Origin of the sequence: Citrobacter sp. wls717 (genome assembly GCF_005280955.1) — a bacterium.
Taxonomy (GTDB): Bacteria; Pseudomonadota; Gammaproteobacteria; order Enterobacterales; family Enterobacteriaceae; genus Citrobacter; species Citrobacter werkmanii.
Genome location: NZ_SZWW01000031.1, coordinates 97,929 through 124,034 on the forward strand (window position 1 = coordinate 97,929; position 26,106 = coordinate 124,034).

At 53.3% G+C, this 26,106-nt stretch carries 22 protein-coding genes; 19 read left to right on the top strand and 3 right to left on the bottom strand.

Annotation, left to right across the window (positions count from 1 at the left end; all coding sequences use genetic code 11):
• Position 1 precedes the first annotated feature (1 nt).
• The 5 genes from citX to FDX09_RS15390 all read left to right on the top strand — a co-directional run bounded on the left by citX (position 2) and on the right by FDX09_RS15390 (position 6,114).
• A complete protein-coding gene (citX, locus tag FDX09_RS15370; RefSeq protein WP_137347462.1) occupies positions 2 to 541 on the top strand; it encodes a citrate lyase holo-[acyl-carrier protein] synthase in 540 nt (179 codons plus the stop codon).
• Positions 516 to 1,391, top strand: coding sequence for a triphosphoribosyl-dephospho-CoA synthase CitG (gene citG, locus FDX09_RS15375; protein ID WP_137347463.1), 876 nt, complete (start codon positions 516 to 518; stop codon positions 1,389 to 1,391). Before citX ends, citG begins: the two co-directional genes overlap by 26 nt.
• Positions 1,392 to 1,418: 27 nt before the next feature.
• Entirely contained in the window at positions 1,419 to 1,967 is a 549-nt protein-coding gene (locus tag FDX09_RS15380; protein WP_038633418.1) for an alpha/beta hydrolase, read from the top strand.
• Positions 1,968 to 1,984: 17 nt separating this feature from the next.
• Entirely contained in the window at positions 1,985 to 4,579 is a 2,595-nt protein-coding gene (gene acnB, locus FDX09_RS15385) for a bifunctional aconitate hydratase 2/2-methylisocitrate dehydratase (RefSeq protein WP_137347464.1), read from the top strand.
• A gap of 95 nt (positions 4,580 to 4,674) precedes the next feature.
• Positions 4,675 to 6,114 carry an anion permease gene (locus tag FDX09_RS15390; protein WP_038633412.1) on the top strand — a complete coding sequence of 480 codons (1,440 nt, stop codon included), beginning with the start codon at positions 4,675 to 4,677 and terminating at the stop codon, positions 6,112 to 6,114.
• A 183-nt stretch (positions 6,115 to 6,297) separates the two neighbouring features.
• Here FDX09_RS15390 and FDX09_RS15395 read toward each other — a convergent pair whose 3' ends face one another.
• The gene (locus FDX09_RS15395) at positions 6,298 to 6,834 is read right to left on the bottom strand and encodes a GNAT family N-acetyltransferase (protein ID WP_137347465.1); all 537 of its coding nucleotides are present in this window, start codon (positions 6,832 to 6,834) and stop codon (positions 6,298 to 6,300) included.
• Positions 6,835 to 7,641: 807 nt separating this feature from the next.
• Between FDX09_RS15395 and pgaA the strand changes: the two genes are divergently transcribed.
• From pgaA to FDX09_RS15425, 6 genes are all read left to right on the top strand, one after another.
• A complete protein-coding gene (gene pgaA, locus FDX09_RS15400) occupies positions 7,642 to 10,104 on the top strand; it encodes a poly-beta-1,6 N-acetyl-D-glucosamine export porin PgaA (protein ID WP_137347466.1) in 2,463 nt (820 codons plus the stop codon).
• Between the two features lie 9 nt (positions 10,105 to 10,113).
• A complete protein-coding gene (gene pgaB, locus FDX09_RS15405) occupies positions 10,114 to 12,135 on the top strand; it encodes a poly-beta-1,6-N-acetyl-D-glucosamine N-deacetylase PgaB (RefSeq protein ID WP_087856768.1) in 2,022 nt (673 codons plus the stop codon).
• Positions 12,132 to 13,466, top strand: coding sequence for a poly-beta-1,6-N-acetyl-D-glucosamine synthase (gene pgaC / locus FDX09_RS15410; protein ID WP_034167705.1), 1,335 nt, complete (start codon positions 12,132 to 12,134; stop codon positions 13,464 to 13,466). Before pgaB ends, pgaC begins: the two co-directional genes overlap by 4 nt.
• The gene (pgaD, locus tag FDX09_RS15415; RefSeq protein WP_085048780.1) at positions 13,463 to 13,969 is read left to right on the top strand and encodes a poly-beta-1,6-N-acetyl-D-glucosamine biosynthesis protein PgaD; all 507 of its coding nucleotides are present in this window, start codon (positions 13,463 to 13,465) and stop codon (positions 13,967 to 13,969) included. The genes pgaC and pgaD overlap by 4 nt, the downstream gene beginning before the upstream one ends.
• 80 nt (positions 13,970 to 14,049) lie before the next feature.
• Complete coding sequence (gene yjdI, locus FDX09_RS15420; RefSeq protein WP_038642853.1) at positions 14,050 to 14,280, top strand: 4Fe-4S mono-cluster protein YjdI; 231 nt, start codon at positions 14,050 to 14,052, stop codon at positions 14,278 to 14,280.
• An 11-nt stretch (positions 14,281 to 14,291) separates the two neighbouring features.
• Positions 14,292 to 14,564, top strand: a complete 273-nt coding sequence (locus FDX09_RS15425; protein WP_003033869.1) for a GNAT family N-acetyltransferase — start codon at positions 14,292 to 14,294, stop codon at positions 14,562 to 14,564.
• Positions 14,565 to 14,599: 35 nt separating this feature from the next.
• Here the strand turns inward: FDX09_RS15425 and FDX09_RS15430 are convergent, their stop codons facing one another.
• A complete protein-coding gene (locus tag FDX09_RS15430; RefSeq protein ID WP_038633395.1) occupies positions 14,600 to 15,529 on the bottom strand; it encodes a LysR substrate-binding domain-containing protein in 930 nt (309 codons plus the stop codon).
• A gap of 391 nt (positions 15,530 to 15,920) precedes the next feature.
• Between FDX09_RS15430 and FDX09_RS15435 the strand changes: the two genes are divergently transcribed.
• The 7 genes from FDX09_RS15435 to FDX09_RS15465 all read left to right on the top strand — a co-directional run bounded on the left by FDX09_RS15435 (position 15,921) and on the right by FDX09_RS15465 (position 24,424).
• The gene (locus FDX09_RS15435; protein WP_085048781.1) at positions 15,921 to 16,526 is read left to right on the top strand and encodes an ankyrin repeat domain-containing protein; all 606 of its coding nucleotides are present in this window, start codon (positions 15,921 to 15,923) and stop codon (positions 16,524 to 16,526) included.
• 126 nt (positions 16,527 to 16,652) lie between these two features.
• Positions 16,653 to 17,441 (top strand): DUF2877 domain-containing protein, encoded by a 789-nt coding sequence (locus FDX09_RS15440; protein WP_069324845.1) that lies wholly within the window; start codon positions 16,653 to 16,655, stop codon positions 17,439 to 17,441.
• Positions 17,419 to 18,966 carry an acyl-CoA synthetase FdrA gene (fdrA, locus tag FDX09_RS15445; RefSeq protein WP_085048783.1) on the top strand — a complete coding sequence of 516 codons (1,548 nt, stop codon included), beginning with the start codon at positions 17,419 to 17,421 and terminating at the stop codon, positions 18,964 to 18,966. Before FDX09_RS15440 ends, fdrA begins: the two co-directional genes overlap by 23 nt.
• Positions 18,966 to 20,384, top strand: coding sequence for a DUF1116 domain-containing protein (locus FDX09_RS15450; RefSeq protein WP_137347467.1), 1,419 nt, complete (start codon positions 18,966 to 18,968; stop codon positions 20,382 to 20,384). Before fdrA ends, FDX09_RS15450 begins: the two co-directional genes overlap by 1 nt.
• Before the next feature lie 117 nt (positions 20,385 to 20,501).
• Positions 20,502 to 22,052 (top strand): hypothetical protein, encoded by a 1,551-nt coding sequence (locus FDX09_RS15455; RefSeq protein ID WP_038633383.1) that lies wholly within the window; start codon positions 20,502 to 20,504, stop codon positions 22,050 to 22,052.
• Positions 22,053 to 22,078: 26 nt separating this feature from the next.
• Positions 22,079 to 23,029, top strand: a complete 951-nt coding sequence (locus FDX09_RS15460) for a carbamate kinase family protein (protein WP_137347468.1) — start codon at positions 22,079 to 22,081, stop codon at positions 23,027 to 23,029.
• Positions 23,030 to 23,041: 12 nt separating this feature from the next.
• The gene (locus tag FDX09_RS15465) at positions 23,042 to 24,424 is read left to right on the top strand and encodes an amidohydrolase family protein (protein ID WP_137347469.1); all 1,383 of its coding nucleotides are present in this window, start codon (positions 23,042 to 23,044) and stop codon (positions 24,422 to 24,424) included.
• Positions 24,425 to 24,469: 45 nt separating this feature from the next.
• Here the strand turns inward: FDX09_RS15465 and FDX09_RS15470 are convergent, their stop codons facing one another.
• On the bottom strand, positions 24,470 to 25,351 hold the full coding sequence (locus tag FDX09_RS15470; protein ID WP_085048787.1) for a nickel/cobalt efflux protein RcnA: 882 nt from the start codon (positions 25,349 to 25,351) through the stop codon (positions 24,470 to 24,472).
• Between the two features lie 120 nt (positions 25,352 to 25,471).
• Here FDX09_RS15470 and rcnR point away from each other — a divergent pair, with 120 nt between their 5' ends.
• On the top strand, positions 25,472 to 25,744 hold the full coding sequence (rcnR, locus tag FDX09_RS15475) for a Ni(II)/Co(II)-binding transcriptional repressor RcnR (protein WP_003825567.1): 273 nt from the start codon (positions 25,472 to 25,474) through the stop codon (positions 25,742 to 25,744).
• Positions 25,745 to 26,106 lie beyond the last annotated feature (362 nt).

Genomic DNA, 26,106 nt, shown 5'->3' on the forward strand with positions numbered 1-26,106 from the left:
CATGACGGATAAAGCCTCGAATGCAAATGTCTCTCTGGAACAGGTTCTGGCTTCCCGGGAGCAACGAGCCCGTCGGCAGCAGGCGTGGCTGTTTCAGTCGGATCATACCGTGGTTTCCGTCACGCTGGTCTGGCCGGGCGAGGTGAAGGACACCGCGCTGGCCAGACGCGTGATGGCCGTTGCGAATCAGGCTCTCGGAGAGCTGTTCCACACGCATCAGTGGAAGGTTTGTCGGCATCAGGCGTTGCACCCGGTCACCGGGCCGGAAGCGCTCTGGTCGGTCGCGGCTCCCGGGTGGATGATTAAACACGTCACGGCGCATCTGGAAGATAACCATCCTTTGGGACGTCTGTGGGATATCGACGTGTTTTGTCCGAAAAAGGGGCTGCTGAAAAGAAATGCCATCCAGCAGCCGATGCGTAGATGCTTTATCTGTCATGAACCTGCTCATGTTTGTTCCCGTTCGCGACGTCATTCGCAGGCCGAGCTAACGCGCGTGATCGAGGAGTTAACCGATGACTACTTCGCTTGCCAGATTTAACGAACCAGACGTGCAGCGCTCCTTTGCTGAGCTGGCTGTCGAGGCCCTGTACCGGGAAATTAATTTAACCCCGAAACCGGGTCTGGTGGATCGCGTAAACAGCGGGGCGCATAGCGATATGAATTTCGCACTGTTCATAACCAGTATCGCGGCGATTGCCCCCTGGCTGTCACTCTTTTTCAACACAGGCAGAGAGACTGCTTATCTTGCTGGTCCGCAAACGCTGCGGGCGCTAAGGCCGACTGGCCTGGCCTGTGAGCAGGCGATGTTTACCGCCACCGGCGGGGTGAACACTCATAAAGGGGGGATCTTCTCGCTGGGGCTGCTGTGTGCTGCGGCGGGGCGTCTTACCCAAAGGCATGACGCGCTCACGCAACGCAGCCTGTGCCATGAGACCAGCCTTATCTGTACCGGCATTGTCGAGCAGGAATTGAAAAATAGCGGTATCGCAAAAACGAAAGGAGAGCAGCAGTTTCAGGCATACGGGTTAACCGGGGCAAGAGGGGAAGCCGCCAGTGGTTTCATCACTGTACGCCAGTCAGGTCTTCCGCATCTGCAGACCGCGTTACGTCAGGGAGAATCCGAAGAGGTGGCGTTACTGAGGATGTTGCTGGGCCTGATGGCGGCAAATCCGGATACCAATCTGGTTTCTCGGGGAGGAACCGCAGGGCTGAATTACGCCAGACGTTACGCCAGACGATTATTAAAAATACAGCGTCTCACGGCGGATAAATTAGTCAAGGCGTTATTCAGAATGGACGCGGAATTTATCAAACGGAATTTAAGCCCTGGCGGTAGCGCAGATCTTATCGCCGTTGGATGGTTATTGTCGCAATTTCCAGCCGAATAATCGCGAATAGCGTAACAGGAAAACGTCATGATTGAACAACGCCTGCAGCAGCTCAGAAACGTTTATACCCTTATTCTGGTGCCGGGTCTGAGAGACAGCGATGAATATCACTGGCAAAGCTGCTGGGGGCGACGTTTTCCTTTCTGGAGGCGGATTCAGCAAAAAAACTGGCTAGAACCTGATATTGAAAACTGGGTTTCCGCCATTACCCGCGAGCTGGCGCTTTCTCCGCTGCCCGCCATTCTCGTCGGCCATAGTTTTGGCGCGCTGGCGTCGTGCAGGTTACTGCAAACGCGCCGGGTAAACGTCGCCGGGGTCGTTATGGTCGCACCGGCAGAACCCGCGTTTTTCGGCCTTGAAGAGGCCATTCAACCCGCGTCTTTACCCGTTCCCTGCCTGATGTTTGCCAGCAGAAATGATCCCCTGATGCCTTTTTCGCGCGCGCAATTCTGGGCGGCTTGCTGGGAGGGGCATTTAATCGATATCGGGGAGGCGGGACATATTAATGCCGAGTCTGGCTTTGGCGAATGGCCGTACGGACTCGAACGCTTAACAGAATTTTGTGAACAACTTTAGCTTTAACAGGAGAACCTATGTTAGATGATTATAATCAGCACCAGCATGCGCGTGCTGAATCGGGTATTCCGGCGAAACCCTTAACAGCGCAACAAACTGATGCACTGATTCAGCGTTTAATCAATGATGCACCCGCACATCATCCGGAATTAATTCATTTATTGACCCATAGCGTACCACCGGGTGTCGATCCTGCGGCAAAGTTAAAAGCCGAGTTTTTATTTAAGGTGGCGTTGCAGGAATACCGTGTTGACGGGCTTACTCCCGAAGCAGCAACGGCGCTGCTGGGCTCCATGCAGGGCGGCTATAACGTCCAGCCATTGATCGAGCTTCTTGAGCATCCCGATCTGGCACCGCTGGCCGCGCAGCAGCTTTCTTCTACGATCCTGATCTTCGAAAAATTCAGCCTGGTTGAGGCCAAAGCACTGAGCGGTAACGTCCAGGCACAAGAGGTGCTTCAGTCCTGGGCAAATGCCGAATGGTTTACCCGCCGTCCGGCCATGGCTGAAAAAATCACCCTGAAGGTGTTTAAGGTTCCCGGTGAGACCAATACCGACGATTTGTCTCCTGCGCCGGTGGCGTGGTCACGCCCGGATATTCCGCTGCACGCGCTCTCCATGCTCAGTAACGTCAGGGAAGGGGTTGTACCTGATGAACCCGGCGTACGTGGTCCTGTCCGTCAGTTGGCAGCGCTAAAAGAGGGCGGCTTGCCGCTGGTGTACGTGGGTGACGTCGTGGGGACCGGATCATCACGTAAATCCGCTACCAACTCCATCCTGTGGCACATCGGGAACGATATTCCGTATGTGCCGAATAAACGTAACGGCGGGTTTGTATTTGGCGGCAAGATTGCCCCTATTTTCTTCAACACCCTGGAAGATTCCGGTGCCTTGCCGGTAGAGATGGATGTCTCTGCGCTGACGACCGGGATGCTGATCGATCTTTACCCCTACAAGGGCGAAATTCGTGAAACAGAAAGCCAGCGGCTGGTGACAACCTTTACCCTGAAAACCGAGGTGCTACTGGACGAAGTGCGCGCCGGCGGGCGTATCCCGCTGATTATCGGACGCAGCCTGACGGCGAAAGCGCGTGAATCGCTGAAGCTGGCGCCTTCCGAGGTATTCCGCAAGCCCGCGTTAGTTGCGCCTTCCGCGAAAGGTTTTACGCTTGCACAAAAAATGGTGGGTAAAGCCTGCGGCGTCGCGGGGATCCGACCTGGACAGTATTGCGAGCCGAAGATAGCGACCGTGGGTTCTCAGGACACCACCGGCGGGATGACGCGTGACGAGCTAACCGACCTCGCATGTCTCACGTTTTCAGCCGATCTGGTGATGCAGTCTTTCTGCCACACCTCTGCATATCCTAAGCCAGTAGATGTTCAACTCCATGAAACCCTGCCGCAGTTTATCACCAGCCGTAACGGGGTTGCGCTGAAACCGGGCGACGGCATTATCCACTCATGGCTTAACCGCATGCTGCTGCCGGACACGGTTGGTACAGGCGCTGACTCCCATACTCGCTTCCCGCTGGGGATTTCCTTCCCTGGTGGTTCCGGGCTGGTGGCGTTCGCTGCCGCGACGGGCATTATGCCGCTGGATATGCCTGAATCAGTACTGGTGCGTTTTAAGGGCGAGATGCAGAAAGGGATCACCCTGCGCGATCTGGTGCATGCCATTCCGCTGTATGCCAAAAAGCAGGGGCTGTTAACGGTCGAGAAAAAGAATAAGCGCAATATTTTCTCGGGCCGGATCCTCGAAATTGAAGGGTTGGAAATGTTGAGTGCAGAGCAGGCGTTTGAACTGGCTGATGCCTCTGCCGAGCGCTCCGCTGCGGCCTGCGTTATGCGTCTGGCGGAAGACAATGTCGCGCAATATTTGCGCTCCAATGCGGCCCTGCTGCGCTGGATGGTTAAGCAGGGTTATGAGAACGCCGCCACGCTTGAACGCCGTATTGCTGAGATGGAGGCATGGCTGGCTAGCCCGTCGCTGCTGTCTGCCGATCCTGACGCGGAATATGCTGCTGTCATTGATATTGATCTTAATGAAATCACCGAACCGGTAGTCTGTGCCCCGAACGATCCGGACGATGCCCGGTTACTTACTGAGGTTGCCAGCACGCCCATTGAAGAGGTCTTCATTGGTTCCTGCATGACAAACATTGGTCATTTCCGCGCTGCGGGTAAAATCATGGCCGATGGCAGCGAAAACCAGGCGCGCTTGTGGCTGGCGCCGCCGACTAAAATGGATGCCCAACAACTCTCCCGTGAAGGCTATTTTAGTCAGTTTATTAAATCAGGGGCGAGAATCGAGCCTGCGGGCTGTTCCCTGTGCATGGGAAACCAGGCGAGGGTTCGCGAAGGCAGTAACGTGGTATCGACCTCGACGCGAAATTTCCCGAATCGTCTGGGAACGAATGCTAAAGTATTTCTTGCCTCCGCAGAATTAAGCACCGTCGCGGCCATGTTGGGTAAAATGCCCACCGTTGAAGAATATTTTAGCTATACCGATAAGCTTTATGACGCACATGAGGATATCTATCGCTATCTCAGTTTTGATACCTTAAGTGAATATCAAATCACGGAAGGCGATAATATCAAGGTTGTGAATCTGTAATATTTATCATTTGTTTAATAAATGTATTTAGTGTGTGGAGGCTCCTCTGCGGAGCGGCCTCTGCTATTCAGGGACCCTTTTCTCATGGGTGAGATATGCTTAAATCGAATATTTTAAAAACAATCTTGCTTGCCGTGATAATATTATTATCAATATTTATTCCTCCGCCTGATGGATTAACCAAAGAGGCGTGGATACTGGCAGGAATATATTTATCCGCTATCGTTGGGCTGGTTATTAAACCCTATCCTGAACCCGTCATTATGCTGGTTGCGGTTGCGTTAACCTGTTTTACCGTGACAAAATTTCCGGATTCACCCGTCAAATCACTGGATGTGCTGAGCGGGTACGCGTCAGGCACCACCTGGCTGGTGTTTAGCGCCTTTACGCTGAGTGCGGCATTTGTCACTACCGGCCTCGGGAAACGGCTTGCATACTGGTTTATCCTTAAATTTGGCAGTACGACGCTGAGACTGGGGTATGTTACCGCCTTGCTGGATTTGGTGTTGGCGCCTGCGACGCCCTCAAATACCGCGCGGGCAGGTGGGGTGGTTTTCCCTATTATTAACAGCATCGCGACCGTATTGGGCTCAACGCCAAAAGAGTCACCCAGCAAAGCTGGCCGTTATTTAATGGTCAACGTCTATATGGTCACGAAAACGACCAGCTATATGTTTTTAACGGGCTTTGCCGGTAACGCGTTAGCGCTACAGCTCATTTCAGATATCTTCCATATTCATATTAGCTGGATCGGCTGGATGCTGGCGGCAGCACCGTTGGGGTTATTGATGCTGTGTATCATTCCCTATATCTGCTACCGGGTTGCTTCCCCGGAAATTAAAAAAATTGATAATGTCGCTATTGCGACCAACGGACTTCAAAGTCTTGGGGCAATGAGCCTCAAAGAGAAAGGGCTGGTGGTCATTTTTGTCGCTGCATTATTGGGCTGGATCTTCTCACGTAAACTTGGACTCAATGAATCTGCGGTCGCCATTATCGCAATGGGAGCGGCACTGCTGTTTAATATTATTGGCTGGAGTGATGTCCAGAAAAATAAAGGTGGCTGGAATACCCTGATGTGGTACGGGGGCATCATTGGTCTGAGCGCAACCCTGAGCAAGGAGGGATTTTTCCGCTGGCTGGCCGATTTCATGTCAGCACATCTGGATTTTCTCAGTGCCGGGAATATGACTATTGTGATTATTGTGTTTCTCAGCGTGCTGGTGCGCTATTTCTTTGCTTCCGGCGGGGCATACGTCGCAGCAATGGTACCGGTCTTTGCCACTGTAGGTCTGGTCACCGGAACGGCACCTGTTTTGCTGGCACTTGCCATCCTATTTTCCAACTCCTACGGCGGTTGCATCACTCACTATGGTGGCGCGGCGGGGCCGATTATCTTTGCCGCAGGGTATAATGACATTAAGTCGTGGTGGACAATCGGTACTATCGTGGCATTGTGCACGTTTGTGCTTCACATGCTCGTCGGTATTCCCTGGTGGGGGTTCCTGATACAGCACGGTATGCTGCAGTCTTAATCGCCCGGTGGCGGCTACGCCTTATTTTGCCTGGAAAGGCTAAAACTGTAGGTCGGGTCAAGCGTAGCCGCCACCCGACCACATCACTATTGTGACGTATTCGTAAACAATAAATTACGTGGCTTGCTCTCAGCCCTTCGCCCGCTCCAGATTTCCTTTTCCTGAAGTCATCCCTTAGAAAAGTTAAATAGCCGCATCGACATCCGCTGGTAGTGTACTGTTCCCTTCCCCCAGAGCGCGTTGCAGCAAAACAGTATCCAGCCAGCGACCATGCTTGAAGCCAACGTCTTTCAGCGTGCCTATTTCTGTAAATCCGACCTGCTGATGAACTTTTAACGATCCCTGATTATTGCTGTCACCGACCATGGCAATTAATTGTCGATAGCCGTGCGTTTCGGCCCAGTCAATAACATGGCGCAGTAACGCACTTCCCGCCCCTTGACGCTGTGCCGCCGGGTCAATGTAAATCGAATCTTCGAGGGTATAGCGGTAAGCGTAGCGTTCACGATAACGAGTGAGATAACAATATCCGATGACCTTGTCTTCCTGCAGGGCGACAACCCACGGCAGCCCCAGACTATGAATTTTTTCCAGACGAGCCAGCATTTCTTGGGTATCCGGTGGGGCAGTTTCAAAGCTGCCAGTACCGTGAATCACGTGGTGTGCATAGATATCGCGTATGGCGGGGATGTGTTTTTCTTCTGCATTAACGATTTTCATTAGACCAGCTCCCATTGGCGTCTTTTTTCAGATTACCTGAAAGTCTGAAGGGAAGGTAAGCGCAAAAAGTTATGCTTCAATCACCAGTTCATAATGAAATTAGGCTTGTTAATTGTAAGGGTAAAGAATTGATTGTGGCTGATGCTGACGATAGCAAGTCAGGGTGATAAATAAAATGTTAAATAGGAAAACTGATAATTTCCCACACCGACATTGGTGGATGGGAAAATACTAACGTTCAATCATAAATTAATAAAGTACTTTAATATCATAATATTATCACTGTACCTAATTATTATTGCGGCTGTACCCTTAATTTTATTCCATCAACACTGCCAGTAACCTAAAAATACGTTATAGTGCTTATCTTGTTATCTGAGCACCTGTTATCAGAACTTTCTCTATCCATACCAAATAGTTACCATGCAAACAGTTACAGAGGGTAGTTATGTCATCCGGCAATAGTTAACATCGTCACATGACTTCTCCACGGGAAATTAATCTAAATCCAGAATTCAATCCCAAGAGTATTAGAATAACTTAGTCTAAAATCCTTTTTTTGCCTAAGCATTATCTTATTACATAGCCACGAACTACGCTGAGTGATAAAATTCTCGAGTTTATGCCTTCTTTCCAACGATTAGAGGACGAGGCACAGGTAGTCAATAAGACGAAAGAATTAATTGCTTCATAACCCTATTACGAAATAAGCGGCAGTGCGTCTTACATGGTCGGCAACCGTCAGGGATTGACTGTAACTTATTGAAAACGCTTATTTTCACTATGATGTAAGATATAAGGGCAGATATGTTAAGTATGCGTCGACATGCCAACTTCATTAAACGTTTTAAGTCTGTAAGCTGTTTATTTACGGCAAGCATTCTTTTCCCGATGCCAATCTTTGCAGCGGTATCAGATTATGACGCTTTGGTTATTGAAGCGCGGGGAGGTAATAGCGCACCGCTATTACGTTTCCTTGAGGATCAGGGAAAGAAAAGCGCGCTAACGCCAAATCAGGTTGCCGACTGGCTGCAAGTTTCCAGTTGGGTCGATAACAACGATAAAACCACAATTGAAATCTGGCAGCAGTATCGTGGACAGATGAATGTACCTGCCCGGGGCAAAGTCGCCGCTGCACGAGCATATCGCAACCAGAAGAACTGGAATGATTCTTTAGCCATCTGGGAAAGCGTTTTACAGGAAGAGCCTGATAACGTAGATGTACGTACCGGCTGGATAATGACGTTGGCGGATGCTCGCTACAATCAGCAAGCCCTTACTGAAGCGAATAAATGGGCGCAGGCGCATCCCGGGGCTGATTCTGATGCGCTACTTGCCTATGTCTACCATTCGCAGGGAAAAAACTGGGATGCGTTGTTAGTTGCCAGCCAGGCGGATGACGTCGATCCAGGCAACAAAAATGCAAAATCCACATTACTGTCTGCGCTGTCAGCAAACCGCGTTTCCGGGCCCGCCTTAAATATGGCAGAGGTGGTACCAACTGCCGATCCGGTGAAACGTCGCCTTGAGCTTGATGCGGCGGCTGAAATGGTACGTTCCTCTTATACCTCTGCGCGTAATGAAGAAGAGCGTTTTATCGTGGCTGATAAAGCGCTGGCCCGTTATGACCAGTTGCTGACTGCCTGGAAAGATGAGCCTTCTGCGCAGAATGATGTCCGCCGGGCCAGAATTGACCGCATGGGCGCCTTGCTGGTCCGTAAACGCACTTCTGAAGTGATTAGTGAATACGAATCGCTGTCTGCGAGCGGCGAGGTGCCAAACTACGCAAAACGCTGGGTAGCATCGGCATGGTTAAGCGAACGGCAGCCGGAAAAAACCGAAGCGATGCTGATGAGCATCTACTATCCGAACGGACCGATTCCGGTTACGCCGCTCGGTCCTGAGGATCAACAGGATCTGTTCTACGCGCACATCGATAATGAAAACTTTGATGCAGCTAAAAAACAGGTCGATGCGTTAATTAAAGACAGCCCATATCTGCGACGCATCTATGGTTCGCCAACGCCGCAGCCAAACGATAACTGGCTGCTGGGACAGTCGCTGCTGACGCAATATCATATCGCTGCCAATGAACTGCCGGAGGCAGAAAAACTCGCAGAGCATCTGGCGCGAACAGGCTCGGGTAACCAAGGGCTGCGCATATCCTATGCTTCTGTTCTTGAAGCCCGTGGACTGCCGCATGCGGCGGAGAAAGAGCTTAAACTGGCGGAAGTGATTGAGCCCAGTAACCTGGAACTGGAGCGTCAGCAGGCCTATGTGGCGCTGGATCTCCAGGAGTGGAAGCAGGCCGATGAACTGACGGATGACGTTATTGCTCGCAGTCCGGATGATGAAGCGACGCTGCGCCTCGCACGCATGCGTGATGTGCATAAAATGTCGGAAGTACGTATTAGCGGCACGCAGGGGATCTCGTCCGATAGCCCGGTCAGCGGTAAGAATGATTTCAACATCAACACGGCCATTTACAGCCCGCCCATTAATGACAACTGGCGACTGTTTACCGGATTCAACTTCGCGACCGGCGAGTTTGAGGAAGGGAAAGGGATTAGCCGCGATCTGGCGGCAGGTGCGGAATGGACTTCCCGTGATTACTGGGCCGAAATGGAAGTGTCTGGCCGAAACTATGGCGATGGGCAGAAAATAGGCGGTCGTCTTTCCGCCTGGCATGATTTCAACGATAACTGGCGCGTGGGCGGTTCGGCCGAGCGTCTTTCGCGCAACACGCCACTGCGCGCGCTGCGTAGCGGCGTATATGCCAACAGCGGCGATTTGTTTGTTCGCTGGTATCAAAACGAACGACGTGAATACCAATTGTCGTTTGCCGCATCACATTTCTCGGATGGTAACGATCGCATCGAATATGGGCTGAGCGGAAAAGAGCGCATGTGGACCACGCCGCGCTTTACGCTGGACTTTACTCCGGGTATCGGTGGGAGCACCAACACTAAAGAGAATGTGCCGTATTACAACCCTAAGAGTGATTTTTCCGTTGTGCCAGGCCTGAGCGCGGAACAGGTTCTTTACCGCCATTATGACACCGTGTGGACCCAGCAAGGCATAGCCGGAGTGGGTGGCTACTGGCAGCAAGGTGAAGACGTTGGCGCTATCGTTCAGGTGGGATATGGACAACGGCTCAAATGGAACAACGTCGTAGATGGCGGGGTGATGCTGGTTTGGGATAAACGCCCCTATGACGGTAAACGTGAGCGGAATATCTCCCTCGCTTTCGATTTAAATGTCAGGTTTTAAGGATTGTTCATGCTGAAAAGATGCCTGTGGCTTAGCGCATTAATCGCTGGCTGGTTGATGATTACCGCGTGCAGTAGCGCGCACAATACAACGCCTCGCTATGTTCCTCCCGCAGAGAGAACGCCATTGACGGCAGATCATCCATGGCCGAAAAACAGCTTCCTGGTGCTCGGCTATCATGATGTTGAGGATGGCGCCGCCGACCAGCGCTACCTCTCCGTGCGCACCAGCGCGTTGAGCGATCAAATGGCCTGGTTGCGTGATAATGGCTATAACCCGATTAGCGTGCAGCAAATTCTGGACGCTCATGACGGTAAAATTGTGTTGCCAGAAAAAGCGGTCTTACTCACCTTTGACGACGGATACAGCAGTTTTTATACCCGCGTCTGGCCGCTGCTGAAAGCCTACAACTGGCCTGCGCTCTGGGCTCCAGTGGGCAGTTGGGTTGATTCTCCAGCCAATAAAAAAGTCGATTTTGGCGGCTTAATGACGGCGCGAGATAAATTTGCCACCTGGAAGATGGTCGAGGAAATGGGCAAATCGCCGTTGGTGGAAGTGGGGGCGCACACCTGGAACTCGCATTTCGGCGCTGAGGCGAACCCGCAAGGAAGCAAAGAACCTGCGGTGGCGAATCGCCTTTTCGATAAGAAAACCGGGACTTACGAAACCGACGAACAGTACAATCGTCGCATTAATACTGATATCTCGCTGATCACCAATAAGATTAAATCGGTAACCGGGAAATCGCCGCGCGCGTGGGTGTGGCCTTATGGTGCGGCTAACGGCACCACCTTAAACCTGGCCAAAGAACATGGCTATAAGATGGCCTTTACGCTCAATGAAGGGCTGGCGAACGCTGCGTTTCTTGATGATATCCCGCGCGTACTGATCTCTGATAACCCGTCTCTCAAGCGCTTTGCCAGTCAGGTCGCTCAGGTACGTGAACCACAAACGATGCGTGTGATGCACGTCGATCTGGATTACGTGTATGACAAAGATCCTGCCCAGCAGAAGCGAAACATCGATAAGTTGATCCAGCGTGTTTATGACATGCGCATTTCTCATGTCTTCCTGCAGGCGTACGCCGATCCTAAAGGCGACGGGAATATTCGCGAACTCTATTTCCCTAACCGCTGGCTGCCGATGCGTGCCGATCTCTTTAACTATATCTCCTGGCAGTTACAAACGCGGGCCGGGGTGACGGTATATGCCTGGATGCCGGTACTGGCTTTCGACCTCGATGCTTCCATTCCACGCGTGACGGCATGGGATCCGAAAACAGGACGCACCGCGATCAATCACGAGAACTATGTGCGTCTGTCTCCCTGGGACAGCGAAGCGCGTAAACGTATCACTGAAATCTATGAAGACCTGGCGAAGCATGCCAGCTTCAAAGGGATTTTGTTCCACGACGATGCTTTCCTGACGGACTTTGAAGATGCGTCACCGGAGGCGTTAGCCGCCTACCGCGCCGCAGGGCTTCCGGGAAGTATTGAGCAAATCCGTAGCAACCCTCAAACCTTCGAACGCTGGACGCGTCTGAAAAGTAAGATGCTGATCGACTTCACCAAACAGTTGACCCGCTCAGTGCGCAATATTCGCGGTCCGCAGGTGCAAACTGCCCGCAATATATATGCCATGCCGGTACTGGAGCCTGAAAGCGAAGCCTGGTTTGCGCAAAACCTGAATGATTTCCTCAATACCTATGACTGGACGGCACCCATGGCGATGCCATTCATGGAGCAGATCCCGGCTAATGATGCCAATGCCTGGCTCGACAGATTAGTCAATGCCGTTGCACAAACGCCCGGCGCGCTGGACAAAACCGTGTTTGAACTGCAGGCACGAGACTGGCGTAAATCCGGGGACGAGGCAGAAATCAGTGGAAAACAAATAGCCGAATGGATGCGCCAACTGAAACTAAGTGGTGCAGGTAACTACGGCTATTATCCGGATGATTTCATCAGCGACAAACCTGAGATGTCAGAGATTCGCTCGACGTTCTCCTCATACTGGTACCCGCAAAAATGACCGATCGCATTATTGCTTTCCTGATACTTTGCCTGATGTTCAGCCTGCCGTTTGGCGTGGCTGTCATCTTTACAGGTGAAGTCATGTTGAACTTCGTCTTCTTCTGGCCTTTATTCATGTCTGCATTATGGATAAGCGGCGGGGTCTATTTCTGGTTTTATCGTGAGCGTCACTGGAAATGGGGAGACGATACACCGCCACCGACGCTGGAGGGAAATCCGCTGGTTTCCATTTTGATCCCCTGCTTTAACGAAGGGATCAACGCGCGGGAAACCATCGGCGCTGCGATGGCACAGCGCTACAAGAATATCGAAGTGATTGCCATTAACGACGGTTCAACGGACGATACGCACGATGTTCTGGAACAGTTGGCGATTGAGTACCCCAGCCTGCGCGTCATTCATCTGGCTGAAAACCAGGGCAAAGCGCTGGCGCTCAAAACGGGCGCGGCCGCTGCGCGCAGCGATTACCTGGTGTGTATTGATGGCGATGCGTTACTGGATCGCGATGCCGTGGCGTATCTGGTCGCTCCGCTGATCCAGTTCCCACGCGTTGGGGCGGTAACCGGCAACCCGCGTATTCGCACCCGTTCCACGCTAATCGGTCGTGTGCAGGTCGGTGAGTTCTCTTCCATTATCGGCTTAATTAAGCGTACTCAACGAGTCTATGGTCAGATCTTTAGCGTCTCTGGCGTAGTTGCGGCGTTTCGTCGTCGCGCGCTGGCCGAGGTGGGGTACTGGAGCCCGGACATGATCACCGAAGACATCGATATCAGTTGGAAACTGCAATTGCGCCATTGGTCGATATTCTTTGAGCCGCGCGCGCTGTGCTGGATCCTGATGCCTGAAACGTTAAGAGGGCTGTGGAAGCAGCGCCTGCGCTGGGCGCAAGGCGGGGCGGAGGTGTTTATTGTTAACATGCGCCGTCTGTGGTCGTGGGAGTTCCGTCGCATGTGGCCGCTATTTTTCGAGTTCTGCTTTTCTACCACTTGGGCATTTGCCTATGCGATCAGTATCGTGCTGTTCCTGCTGGGACTGATGATCCCGATGCCGGACTCGCTGTATGTTCAACATCTGTTCCCGCCAGCCTTTACCGGACTTATTCTCGGCGTGGTCTGCTTAATACAGTTTGCGATAAGCCTGATGATTGAACGACGCTATGAAAAAGGCATTGGCGCCTCATTGTTCTGGATAATCTGGTTCCCGGTGGTGTACTGGCTGTTGAGCCTGTTTACCACGTTGGTGTCATTCCCGAAAGTGATGCTCAAACGCAAACGCGGCAGGGCGCGCTGGGTGAGTCCTGACCGTGGAATAGGGAGGATCGAATCATGAGTCAGCCGCTGATCTTTACGGAGCGGCGTCTGTTGCCGCGCATCATTGACGTTCTGTTAACGATTTTTGCCTGGGTTGGATTTTTATACTTAATCTACAAAGGGCTGATTACGGCCCTGGCGCATTCACCGTATATGGGCGTGCGTCCCTTTTTCACCACACTGGATACGGTCACGTTTTACATCCTTGTCGCGCTGGTCAACGGACTGGTGCTGATAGGCTGGGCGAAATACAACCAGTTTCGTTTTCGGGTGGAGCGTCGCAGTCGCAGACCAGGACTGGAAGACCATGAGCTGGCGGAAAGTTTACGTATTACCCGTGAACTGGTTACAGAGTTGAACAAAGCGAGGGTGCTGACGGTCCATCACCATGAGAATGGCGAAATCAGTCATATCGATGTGGACAAGCACATCGCCGATAACCGCCTGCCGCCGCCGACGCCTGCAATGCTGGAATATTTGCCGCCGGAGCGGGAGCCATCGTTACAGAAAAGGCCCGAGTGATATTTCTGCTACCCGACACTTCCTTCAGCCTCGCATCGGTCTATGATTAGACTCAGACAATAAAAATGCGAGGTAATGTCGTGGAAAAGGAACTACTGGAGGCAGGTTACCGGGCCTATACCGGCGAGAAGATTGACGTCTACTTCAACACGGCGATATGTCAGCATTCAGGAAACTGCGTGCGGGGAAGCGCGAAGCTTTTCAATCTGAAACGCAAACCCTGGATAATCCCCGATGAAGTGGATGTCGCGACGGTTATTAAGGTCATCGATACCTGTCCAAGCGGTGCGCTGAAATATCGCCAGAAATAAGTGAGGGAACCATGGAAATTCTTGCAGGCCACAACAAATTTTATGTCAACGATGCTGAAGGCAATCAGGTTGCCGAGATTGTCTTTGTGCCGACGGGCGAGCACCTGAGCATCATTGAACATACCGATGTTGACCCCAGTCTGAAAGGTCAGGGCGTCGGCAAACAGCTGGTGGCGAAGGTGGTGGAGAAAATGCGCGCTGAAAATCGCAAAGTGATTCCGCTGTGTCCGTTTGCCAAACATGAATTTGATAAAACCCGCGAGTACGACGATATTCGCGCCTGAAGTCTGATTCCCGCCGGATAGCCTTATCCGGCATATCACTCCCGATGCAACAAATCCTGATAAATGCCCGTCAGTACCCCTTGCGGGCCAAACTCTTTTTTAATCCACTGAGTGACTCGACCGGTTGCCGAATGCTGGGTTGCCAGCAGCATCCGTGAATCCTGACGCGGATTGTGGATCTGTCGCGTGACCAGCAGCGACTTTTCCATCGCTTCGCGCACCATATAATCCGGTAAAAAACCGATGCCTTCGCCCAGAATTTGGCACTGACATTTGGTATTAAAATCTGGAACCAGAATCGACTCCTGGCCGTGTAACAGCCACCCGACCTTTTTGTTAATGGTGTGGGCGGTGTCTTCCACCATAATGTTCGGATACAAACGCAACTGGCTCTCAGAAATCGGTTCAGGCATAAAAGCCAACGGATGATCCGGGGCAATGGCAAACGACCAGCGAATAGCGCCGATCTCGGTATAATCAATCCCGCCGCCGTCCAGTAACGTATCGGGCGCGCCAATGGCGATATTGGCAAGGTTGTTGATGATCGAATCCCAGACGCCGTTATACACCTCGGTGGTGACGGTTATCTGGCAGGTAGGGAACTGTTTCTTGAGTACCTGCAGTAGCCGCGCCGTATGCTGTGGGGTGTACAACAACTGGTTAATACAGATGCGCACCCGGGCTTCAATACCCTGAGCGATGGTATCAATGCTGCGCTTAATCGCGTGGAAGTCGTTGAGCAGGTCGGAGGCCTTGCGAAACAGATAGCGACCAGACTCGGTCAACTCAATGCTTCGGGTGCTACGCGTAAACAGCACCACATCGAGCCCCATCTCCATGCGTTTAATGGTGTAGCTAATAGCCGATGTGGTTAAGCCCAGCTCCTCCGCAGCCTTGCTGAAGCTGCTGTAGCGGGCAGCCATGGTAAATGCCAGCAGATTTTCCTCGGTAAAAATGGAATTCATCTTTTCTCCCCTCAGGCTACCAACACGCCCCGCCGCATAATGATTGTTGAATGTATTTGTAATCCTTATACAGAGCAATCAGTTTTGAACAGAATTTAACACTAGTTTTACATTTGATTTGAAGGCAATCACACTTCTGCATATTAATTGCAGGCCGCTATCCGCGCAGCATACCGCTTGTTTTACCCGACTATTAATGAGTGGCAAAAAACGCCCCAGCCATAAGGGAAAGATTGCACTACAGCACGCTTTGCTCTCATTGTTAAATTTTATTCAATAATTGACGCGCTTACGATGAATGAAATTTAAGCGGATGTTATTCTCTACACTCTGTTGCTATTCTCAGCTTATCGGATATTTAGAAAGTCTAAAAAACTGCAGGAGAGCAATTATGTCAGAGAAAGAACTCATTACTGAATTTCTGCTGGCGGCAGAACAAGGTAATACCGATGGATTAAAATCCTGTCTGGCAAAAAATGTGGATATTAATGCCACGAACCGCCAGGGACGTACCGCCATTATTATTGCCAGCCTGAATAAGCATTATGACTGTGTTTCTTTATTGATTGCCGCCGGTGCCGATATTAATAAACAGGACCAAACCTGTTTTAATCCTTTCCTGATTAGCTGCCTGACGAACGATTTAACGCTGCTGCGTACCGTATTACCTGCTAACCCCGACCTTAACTGCCTGAGTCGTTTTGGCGGCGTAGGCATTACGCCAGCCAGTGAAAAAGGTCATGTGGAGATCGTGCGCGAGCTGCTGCTGCGTACCGATATCAATGTCAACCATACCAACTTCGTGGGCTGGACGCCGCTTCTGGAAGCCATTGTGCTTAATGATGGCGGCGCGAAGCAGCAGGAGATCGTCAAGCTGCTACTTGACCATGGCGCAAACCCACATATGACGGATAAATACGGTAAAACCCCGCTGGAACTGGCGCGGGAGAAAGGTTATCACGAAATTGCCGAGCTGCTGATTGCCGCCGGAGCCTGACAGAGGAGCGCCGCTATCGCTACGCCATCACGGCGATGCGTACAGGCGCTAACCGCAGATAGCGCGTTTCTCGCTTTCCGGGGGACGGGGCAAGTTGAACAGGTTTTTTCCCGCGCGGTGAACCTGTTGATACCTGACCAGCAGCGACTGTTGACGTTGCTGAGTGAAGGTTGTGATAACGCGCCTAATAGCTGTCGGCTGGCGCTGACGCATTGCGCGAACCTGTTTCTCCCCGGTGAGCAGGTCAGATTTACCGAGTCGGGGATAGCCGTTGGCAAAGATAAATGGATAGAGACCTCTGGTTGCCTGCCGTGGCGCATACCACAGTGGACGGCAGATACAGTAACCCTCGCCGCAGTCCGCTGGCAGCGCTGGGAAGAGGTAATCCGCCAACAGTTAAGCAGCGACGACACATTATTTTTGTATCAGGGGGACAACCCGTTTTATCAGGAAATCACCCGTCAATTACTCAACCGCCGACAGACACTAATAGCGGCGCTATATACGGGAGTAAATATTTCAACAGCGGCCAGCCATTTAATTGGTCTGGGAATTGGCCTGACGCCATCATCCGATGATTATTTAGTGGGCTTAAGTGCCATTTTATTAATCCCAGGACATCCGCTGGAGAAATATCGTGGAGATTTTTTAGCAGCATTACAATGCGCCGGAAATAATACGACGCTACTTAGCAAAATAACGCTCGAAGAAGCTTTGCATCAACGTTATCGGGAAAGCGTCGTGCGGCTGCTGCAGCATATTATTACTGAGCAACAACCCGTTTCTACGCAATATATTACTGACATTAAAAATATCGGCTCAAGTTCTGGCTGCGACATGCTGTATGGCATGGCGGACGCCTGCGCCCTGAGCCACAGGTCCGGAGGGAATTATGTCGATCAGGATAGTTGTTAAAAAGAACACGTATTTTGATTCCGTTTCACTGATGTCTATCTCCACACGCGCCAATAAGCTCGATGGCGTTGAGCAGGCATTCGTGGCGATGGCTACGGAAATGAACAAGGGCGTTCTGAAGAATCTCGGCCTGCTGACGCCTGAACTGGAAGAGGCGAAAAGTGGCGACCTGATGATTGTCATTAAAGGCGCCAGCGAGGCGGCGAACGACCAGACATTGGTCGCAATTGAAGATCTGTTTACGCATAAAGAGCAGGGCGGCCAGCATGAAGCGCGCTATGCCACGCTCGCCAGCGCGAAAAAGCATGTTCCTGACAGCAATCTGGCGGTGATCTCAGTCAACGGTTTGTTTGCGGCGCGTGAAGCGCGTCAGGCGCTGCAAAATAACCTCAATGTGATGCTGTTCTCTGACAACGTTTCTCTTGAGGATGAACTGGCGCTAAAACAGCTGGCGCACGAAAAGGGTCTGTTGATGATGGGGCCAGACTGCGGAACCGCCATTATTAACGGCGCGGCGCTGTGCTTTGGCAACGCGGTACGTCGCGGCAACATTGGGATTGTGGGCGCATCCGGCACCGGCAGCCAGGAACTGAGCGTGCGCATTCATGAATTTGGCGGCGGGATTTCCCAACTGATTGGCACCGGTGGTCGCGATCTGAGTGAGAAGATTGGCGGCCTGATGATGCTTGATGCGATTGGCATGCTGGAAGCCGATCCGCAAACCGAAATCATTGCGCTTATCTCTAAACCTCCTGCCCCAGCGGTGGCGCGCAAGGTGCTGGAGCGTGCGCGCGCCTGCCAAAAGCCAGTCGTGGTGTGCTTCCTCGGACGCGAAGCCGCGCCTGCGGATGAACAAGGTCTGCAGTTTGCACGCGGTACCAAAGAAGCGGCGCTGAAAGCGGTGCTGCTGACCGGCGTGAAAAAAGAGAGCCTGGACCTGCATCCGCTCAACTGGCCGCTGATTGAAGAGGTCCGCGCCCGCCTGACCCCGCAGCAAAAGTACATCCGTGGCTTATTCTGCGGCGGCACGTTGTGTGATGAGGCGATGTTTGCCGCCATGGAAAAACACGCGCAGGTTTACAGCAACATTCACCCCGATCCGGCGTTCCGCCTGAAAGATCTCAACCGCAGCGTGGCGCATACCTTCCTTGATTTCGGTGATGACGATTTTACCAACGGTAAACCACACCCGATGATCGATCCCACCAACCGTATCAGTCGTCTGTTGCAGGAGGCGCGCGATCCTGAAGTGGGCGTGATCGTGATGGATTTCGTGCTTGGATTTGGATCGCATGAAGATCCGGTCGGGGTGATGCTGGACGCGATCGTTGAAGCCAAAGCGATCGCCGCCGCAGAGGGTCGTCCTCTGGAAATCCTCGGCTATGTGCTGGGAACCGATCTCGATACGCCCTCGCTGGAAAAACAGTGCCAGATGCTGACCGATGCCGGGGTTATCTGGGCGAGCAGTAGTACCAACACCGGATTGCTGGCGCGTGAATTTATCTGTAAAGGGGAGGAAGCCTGATGAGCCAGACACTGTTTAACCAGCCTCTGAACGTGATTAACGTCGGCATCGCGATGTTCAGCGATGACCTGAAAAAACAGAACGTACCGGTAACCCAGCTTGACTGGACGCCGCCGGGCCAAGGCAACATGCAGGTGGTCGCGGCGCTGGACGACATTGCTGATTCGCCGCTGGCGGACAAAATCGCGGCCGCTAACCAGCAGGCGCTGGAGCGCATCATCCAGTCACATCCGGTGCTGATTGGTTATGACCAGGCCATCAACGTGGTGCCGGGCATGACCCGCAACACCATTTTGCACGCCGGCCCGCCGATCCGCTGGGAAAAAATGTGCGGCGCGATGAAGGGCGCGGTAACCGGGGCGCTGGTGTTTGAAGGGCTGGCGAAAGATCTGGATGAAGCCGCCGAACTGGCCGCCTCGGGGGAGATCATCTTCTCTCCGTGCCACGAGCATGACTGTGTTGGCTCGATGGCGGGTGTGACGTCGGCGTCGATGTTTATGCACATCGTGGAGAACAAAACCTACGGCAACCGCGCATATACCAATATGAGCGAGCAGATGGCGAAGATCCTGCGCATGGGGGCGAACGATCAGAGCGTTATCGATCGCCTGAACTGGATGCGCGATGTGATGGGACCGATGCTGCGTGATGCCATGAAACTGGCGGGCGAAATCGATCTGCGTCTGATGCTGGCGCAGGCGTTGCACATGGGCGATGAATGCCATAACCGTAACAACGCCGGGACGGCGCTACTGATTCAGGCGCTAACGCCGTGGATCATCCAGACCGGTTATCCGGTTGAGCAGCAGCGCGAGGTATTCGAGTTCGTCCTCAGCAGTGATTACTTCTCCGGGCCGACCTGGATGGCGATGTGTAAAGCCGCGATGGACGCTGCACACGGCATTGAATACAGCACCGTGGTCACGACGATGGCGCGTAACGGCGTCGAGTTCGGTCTGCGCGTCAGCGGGTTGCCGGGGCAATGGTTTACCGGTCCGGCGCAGCAGGTGATTGGCCCAATGTTCGCGGGCTATAAGCCGGAAGATTCCGGGCGCGATATTGGCGATAGCGCGATTACCGAAACCTATGGCATTGGCGGTTTTGCCATGGCGACGGCGCCTGCCATTGTGGCGCTGGTCGGCGGTACGGTCGAGGAGGCAGTCGATTTCTCTCGCCAGATGCGCGAAATCACCCTCGGTGAAAACCCCAACGTTACCATTCCGCTGCTCGGTTTTATGGGCGTACCGACTGCTATCGACATTACGCGCGTGGGCAACACCGGCATTTTGCCAGTGATCAACACCGCCATTGCGCACAAAGATGCGGGGATCGGCATGATCGGCGCCGGAATCGTTCACCCGCCGTTCGCCTGTTTTGAAAAGGCGATCCTCAACTGGCGTGACCGCTACTGCAAATAACAACAACCGGGGCTAACGGTGTTAGCCCCACAGTAGCAAAGCGCAAAACGTTGCTTACCTGCAGGGCTGGGCGATCTCCGCGATCGCAAACGATGCTTAACCTGTTAAGGATATTCCATGAACAGCATAAAACTAGAATGGAAACGTGGTGACTGGGCGGCTTACTTTGGGCTGATGACCAACAACCTGACGAACCTGCTGACAATGATGGGGCTGCTCATTTTTGTCGTCGGGATCCCAACCGAAATAGTCTATGGCCGCATTGCGCCTGCCTTTGGCCTGGCGGTGCTGGTGGCCAGCGTCTGCTACGCCTGGTTTGGCCTGCAAATGGCAAAACATACCGGACGTAATGACGTAACGGCGCTGCCGTCCGGGCCGAGCGCACCGTCGATCTTTACCGTGACCTTCCTGGTGCTGATGCCGGTTTATCAGCAAACCAAAGATGCCAACTTCGCCATCCAGATTGCGCTGGTATGGTGCTTTGTGGAAGCGTTAATCCTGGTGGGCGGCTCCTTCCTGGGCGAGACCATCCGCAAGATGATCCCACGAACGGTACTGCTCTCTTGTTTATCCGGCCTGGGCCTGCTGCTGTTGGCGATGAACCCAATGCTGCAGGCATTTGAAGCGCCAACCGTTTCTTTCATCGTCCTGCTGCTGATCTTTATTAACTGGTTCGGTAAGAAGCCGATTTTTGCCCGCATTCCTACCGGTTTGCTGCTGCTGATTGCCGGGACGGCCCTGGCGTGGATCTCGGGTTTGCAAAGCCCGGAAGCGATTAAAGCGTCGATGTCTTCTTTTGGCTTTAACCCGCCGGAAATTCATGTCGACAGCTTCCTGCAAGGGCTGCCGCACGCGCTGCCGTATCTGGCGTCTGCGGTGCCTCTGGGTCTGGCGAACTACATTTTTGACCTCGAAAACATAGAAAGCGCGCACGCCGCAGGCGATGAGTACAACACCCGTAAGGTCATGATGGCGAACGGTTTTGCCTCCATGCTTGGTTGCATGCTGGGCAACCCGTTCCCGGTGACCGTGTATGTCGGCCATGCAGGCTGGAAGGCGATGGGCGCCAGCATTGGTTACACCCTCGCTTCAGGCATCACCATGTTCCTGGTACCGCTGTTTGGTCTGGGGGCGTTTATGCTCGCCATTATTCCGATGACCGCGATAGTGCCGATTTTGGTGTTTATCGGCGTGGTGACCGCCAACCAGGTGGTGCGAGAAACGCCCAAAGTCGAGGTTCCCGTTATCTTCATCTGTCTGTTCCCGTGGATCGCTAACTGGGCGCTAACCATCGTTAATAGCGTGATGGGCGCGGCTGGTACGTCAGCCGGTAAGCTCGGTAGCGACCTGCTGCACAGCAAAGGCGTCTATTACGACGGGCTGGTGCATCTGGGAAGCGGCGCGCCGCTGGCCAGCATGCTGTGGGGCTGTGTCGCCATCTTCGCCATTATGAATAAGCCACTGCGTGGGGCGATTGCCGCCGCCTTTGGCGCACTGCTGTCGCTGTTTGGCGTGATCCACTCCCCGGCGGTCGGCTTTGCAGAGGGCAGCTCAATGATGTTTGTGCTGGCCTACCTGATGATGAGCGGCATGTTTGTCCTCAAGCACGTGCTCGACAGCCGTGAAGCGGTGACTGCACCTGAGCAGCAACCGACAAAATCCACCTGAATCGCCTGCAAGCGGAAGATGACACTATGAAAGAACTTGTGGTCGTTGCCATTGGCGGCAACAGCATTATCAAAGATAACGCCAGCCAGTCGATTGCGCACCAGGCTGAAGCGGTGAAAGCGGTGGCGGATACGGTGCTGGAGATGCTGGCATCGGACTACAACATTGTGCTGACGCACGGTAACGGACCGCAGGTGGGGCTGGATCTGCGACGGGCGGAAATCGCGCATGAGCGTGAAGGTTTGCCGTTGACCCCATTGGCAAACTGTGTCGCCGATACCCAGGGCGGCATCGGTTATCTGATCCAACAAGCGCTGAACAATCGTCTGGCGCGGCGCGGCGAGCAGAAAGCGGTCACCGTGGTGACCCAGGTGGAGGTCGATAAAAACGATCCGGGCTTCGCGAATCCAACCAAACCTATCGGTGCGTTCTTTAGCGCAGCCCAGCGCGATGAACTACTGCGGGTCAATCCCGGCTGGCGCTTTGTGGAGGATTCCGGGCGCGGCTACCGTCGGGTGGTCGCTTCGCCAGAGCCGAAGCGCATCGTCGAAGCGGAGGCGATTAAGGCGCTAACCCGGCAAGGCTTTGTGGTGATTGGCGCGGGCGGCGGTGGGATCCCGGTGGTGCGTGGTGAGCAAGGTGATTACCAGAGCGTGGACGCGGTGATTGACAAAGATCTTTCCACAGCGCTGCTGGCTCAGGAGATTCACGCCGACATTCTGGTGATCACCACCGGCGTTGAGAAAGTGTGTATTCACTTTGGCAAACCTGAGCAGCAGGCGCTGGATAAGGTGGATGTCGCCACGATGACCCGCTATATGCAGGAAGGACATTTCCCGCCGGGCAGCATGCTACCCAAAATCGTTGCCAGCCTGACATTCCTGGCACGCGGAGGTAAGCGGGTAATCATCACCACGCCGGAATGTCTGCCCGCCGCACTCCGCGGCGAAACGGGTACCCACATTGTCCATTCCTGAGAGGAGATGCGAATGAAAGAAAGTAACAGCCGCCGCGAATTTTTAAGCCAGAGCGGAAAAATGGTGACCGCTGCCGCGCTGTTTGGCGCGGTGGCCCCAGTCGCGTATGCTGCTAATCCTGTCGGGAACACCTGCGGGTCGAAGAGCACAATGACGATTAACGATAAACACTATTACCTGGACAACGTTCTGCTGGAAGCAGGGTTTGATTACGAAAACGCGGTGGCAGTCCATACCCGTACCACGCTGCAAACCATCGAAATCCAGGACGGAAAAATCGTTGCGTTGCGCGAGAATAAGCAGCATCCGGATGCGACGCTACCGCACTACGATGCGGGCGGCAAGCTGATGCTGCCCGCTATGCGCGACATGCACATCCACCTGGATAAAACCTTTTATGGCGGTCCGTGGCGCTCACTGAACCGTCCGGCTGGCACCACTATTCAGGATATGATCCGCCTGGAGCAAAAGCTGCTGCCTGAACTCCAGCCTTACACCCAGGAGCGCGCGGAAAAGCTTATCGATTTGCTGCAATCCAAAGGTACCTCGATCGCCCGCAGCCATTGCAACATCGAACCGGTTTCCGGGCTGAAAAACCTGGAAAACTTGCAGGCGGTGTTGGCGCGTCGTCAGCCGGGTTTTGCCTGTGAAATCGTGGCATTTCCGCAGCATGGCCTGCTGTTATCAAAATCTGAACCGCTGATGCGTGAAGCGATGCAAGCGGGGGCGCATTACGTTGGCGGTCTGGACCCAACCAGCGTGGACGGGGCGATGGAAAAATCCCTCGACACTATGTTCCAGATTGCGCTGGATTACGATAAAGGCGTGGATATTCATCTGCACGAAACCAGCCCGGCGGGCGTGGCGGCGGTGAATTACATGGTGGAAACGGTAGAGAAAACGCCGCAGTTGAAGGGCAAACTGACCATCAGCCACGCTTTCGCGCTGGCAACGCTGAACGAACAGCAGGTTGACGCGCTGGCGACTCGTATGGCGGCTCAGCAGATTACCATTGCCTCGACGGTGCCGATTGGCACGCTGCATATGCCGCTCAAACAACTGCGTGACAAAGGCGTGGAGGTGATTACCGGGACCGACAGCGTGATTGACCACTGGTCGCCGTACGGGCTGGGAGACATGCTGGAGAAGGCGAATCTGTACGCGCAGCTCTATATTCGCCCCAACGAGCTTAACCTGTCGCGCGCGCTGTTTCTTGCCACCGGCGATGTGCTGCCGCTAAACGATAAAGGTGAACGCGTGTGGCCGAAAGCGCAGGATGAAGCCAGCTTTGTGCTGGTGGATGCCTCCTGTTCGGCAGAAGCGGTTGCCCGCATCTCCCCCCGCACCGCGACCTTCCATAAAGGACAACTGGTGTGGGGGAATGTCGCAAGCTAGTCTGGATTTACGCGCAGCGGCAACTGCTGCTGCGCACTCTGCTCGTTAACCAACGATCCCCATATAGCCGTGGATCCCCATATATAAGCCGACCATCGCAATGAGCGCACTGGAAAAATAAGGCGCTTTGCGTGCCAGCGTATTAAATCCACTCCAGCGTTTGGCCGCCTGCTGTACGCTGATTGCTGCGCCCACACCCACCGTCACCAGCGTCAACGCCAGTCCTAGGCTGAAGCACAGCACCATAGTCGCGCCCAGCGTGAAGGCTTTGAGCTGGATGCATATCAGCAGCACCGTAATAGCGGCTGGGCACGGGATAAGCCCGCCGGTCAGGCCGAACAGTAATATTTGGCCGTTGGTGACCTCTTTGCCCGCAAAGCGGCGCTGAATATCAGTGGCATGCGCCCGTTCGTGGGCATCCTGATACTCTTTTGAACCCTCGCTCAGCCCTGCCAGCGCGGCATGGTCATGATCGTGTTCGTGGTGATGATGGTGATGATCATCATCGTGGTCATGATGGTGGTGGCGATGATGATGATCGTCATGATCATGGTGATGCTCGTGATGCGTCCGGGCCAGCCAGTTCTGCTCTCCCTGCCAGGTGCGCCAGAACATCCAGAATGCAGTGCCGAGAATAATAATCGCCGAGACAAACTGCAGCCAGGGCTCAACGGCCTGGGCGGTAAACGCTTTGCTGATATACATCCCGCCCAGTGCTATCAACCACACCACGGCGGTATGCGAGAGTGTAGCCGCCAGCCCCAGCATCACCGCCTGTTTGATGGTGCCTTTAATGGCAATAATAAAGGCCGCCATCATCGTTTTCGAATGTCCCGGTTCCAGACCGTGTAACACACCCAATAAAATCGCGCTGGGAATGAAAAACCAGGCATTGCCTTGCTGAAGAAGTGTAGAAAACTCACCCATGAGAATGATTCTTAGTTGTTTAATTTTTCCCGATTCTACTCCCCCCCAGTATGAAATACTACCCCCCAGTAGAATGTCGATGGTATTGTCGCTAAGGCAAGACGTTAAAAAGGTAAAGCTATGTCACATACGATCCGCGACAAACAAAAGCTGAAAGCCCGAACCAGCAAGATTCAGGGGCAGGTAGCGGCGTTGAAAACCATGCTGGATGAACCGCATGAATGCGCGGCAGTATTGCAGCAAATCGCGGCGATCCGCGGTGCGGTAAACGGGTTAATGCGTGAGGTGATTAAGGGGCATCTGACCGAGCACATCGTGCATCAGGGCGATGAAATAAAGCGCGAAGAAGATTTGGATGTGGTCCTGAAAGTACTGGATTCGTATATCAAATAAGTCAGTTGAACGGCTCATCCACGTTCAATACCGTCAAGTTAAGCATGTAGGGTGAATATGTGATTCTTGCTCAGGGTTCCGTTCACCTCAGCAGTGTCATTTATCTGAAGCATCGATACCCGTGAACGTGTAAAGGGCGTTCTTCGCCACGCCCTTTACAATCCCGCCGGGAGCCTGGGTTGCAAGGGAGGCGGCGGTGAGCCTCCCTTGCACGTTCACAGGAATCGGTATTTCAGAGAAACAATGAACATGAGGTGAACGGAACCCTTTCTCTGAGATAGCATGTTCATTACTTCCGCTAACACAGGTTGATACTTTCTGAAACTGAGTCGTTAAATGAGCGGCATCGCACCCAATTTCAG

Bases quoted from the DNA above. Each gene is read 5' to 3' on its own strand.
- FDX09_RS15425 (WP_003033869.1), top strand. From the start codon at position 14,292: ATGGAAATTCTTGCAGGCCACAACAAATTTTATGTCAACGATGCTGAA.
- FDX09_RS15395 (WP_137347465.1), bottom strand. From the start codon at position 6,834: ATGAAAATCGTTAATGCAGAAGAAAAACACATCCCCGCCATACGCGAT.
- fdrA (WP_085048783.1), top strand. From the start codon at position 17,419: ATGTCGATCAGGATAGTTGTTAAAAAGAACACGTATTTTGATTCCGTT.
- FDX09_RS15380 (WP_038633418.1), top strand. From the start codon at position 1,419: ATGATTGAACAACGCCTGCAGCAGCTCAGAAACGTTTATACCCTTATT.
- pgaD (WP_085048780.1), top strand. From the start codon at position 13,463: ATGAGTCAGCCGCTGATCTTTACGGAGCGGCGTCTGTTGCCGCGCATC.
- FDX09_RS15430 (WP_038633395.1), bottom strand. From the start codon at position 15,529: ATGAATTCCATTTTTACCGAGGAAAATCTGCTGGCATTTACCATGGCT.
- FDX09_RS15435 (WP_085048781.1), top strand. From the start codon at position 15,921: ATGTCAGAGAAAGAACTCATTACTGAATTTCTGCTGGCGGCAGAACAA.
- pgaB (WP_087856768.1), top strand. From the start codon at position 10,114: ATGCTGAAAAGATGCCTGTGGCTTAGCGCATTAATCGCTGGCTGGTTG.
- citX (WP_137347462.1), top strand. From the start codon at position 2: ATGACGGATAAAGCCTCGAATGCAAATGTCTCTCTGGAACAGGTTCTG.
- FDX09_RS15460 (WP_137347468.1), top strand. From the start codon at position 22,079: ATGAAAGAACTTGTGGTCGTTGCCATTGGCGGCAACAGCATTATCAAA.
- FDX09_RS15465 (WP_137347469.1), top strand. From the start codon at position 23,042: ATGAAAGAAAGTAACAGCCGCCGCGAATTTTTAAGCCAGAGCGGAAAA.
- citG (WP_137347463.1), top strand. From the start codon at position 516: ATGACTACTTCGCTTGCCAGATTTAACGAACCAGACGTGCAGCGCTCC.
- FDX09_RS15450 (WP_137347467.1), top strand. From the start codon at position 18,966: ATGAGCCAGACACTGTTTAACCAGCCTCTGAACGTGATTAACGTCGGC.
- pgaA (WP_137347466.1), top strand. From the start codon at position 7,642: ATGTTAAGTATGCGTCGACATGCCAACTTCATTAAACGTTTTAAGTCT.
- acnB (WP_137347464.1), top strand. From the start codon at position 1,985: ATGTTAGATGATTATAATCAGCACCAGCATGCGCGTGCTGAATCGGGT.
- FDX09_RS15390 (WP_038633412.1), top strand. From the start codon at position 4,675: ATGCTTAAATCGAATATTTTAAAAACAATCTTGCTTGCCGTGATAATA.
- FDX09_RS15470 (WP_085048787.1), bottom strand. From the start codon at position 25,351: ATGGGTGAGTTTTCTACACTTCTTCAGCAAGGCAATGCCTGGTTTTTC.
- rcnR (WP_003825567.1), top strand. From the start codon at position 25,472: ATGTCACATACGATCCGCGACAAACAAAAGCTGAAAGCCCGAACCAGC.
- FDX09_RS15455 (WP_038633383.1), top strand. From the start codon at position 20,502: ATGAACAGCATAAAACTAGAATGGAAACGTGGTGACTGGGCGGCTTAC.
- pgaC (WP_034167705.1), top strand. From the start codon at position 12,132: ATGACCGATCGCATTATTGCTTTCCTGATACTTTGCCTGATGTTCAGC.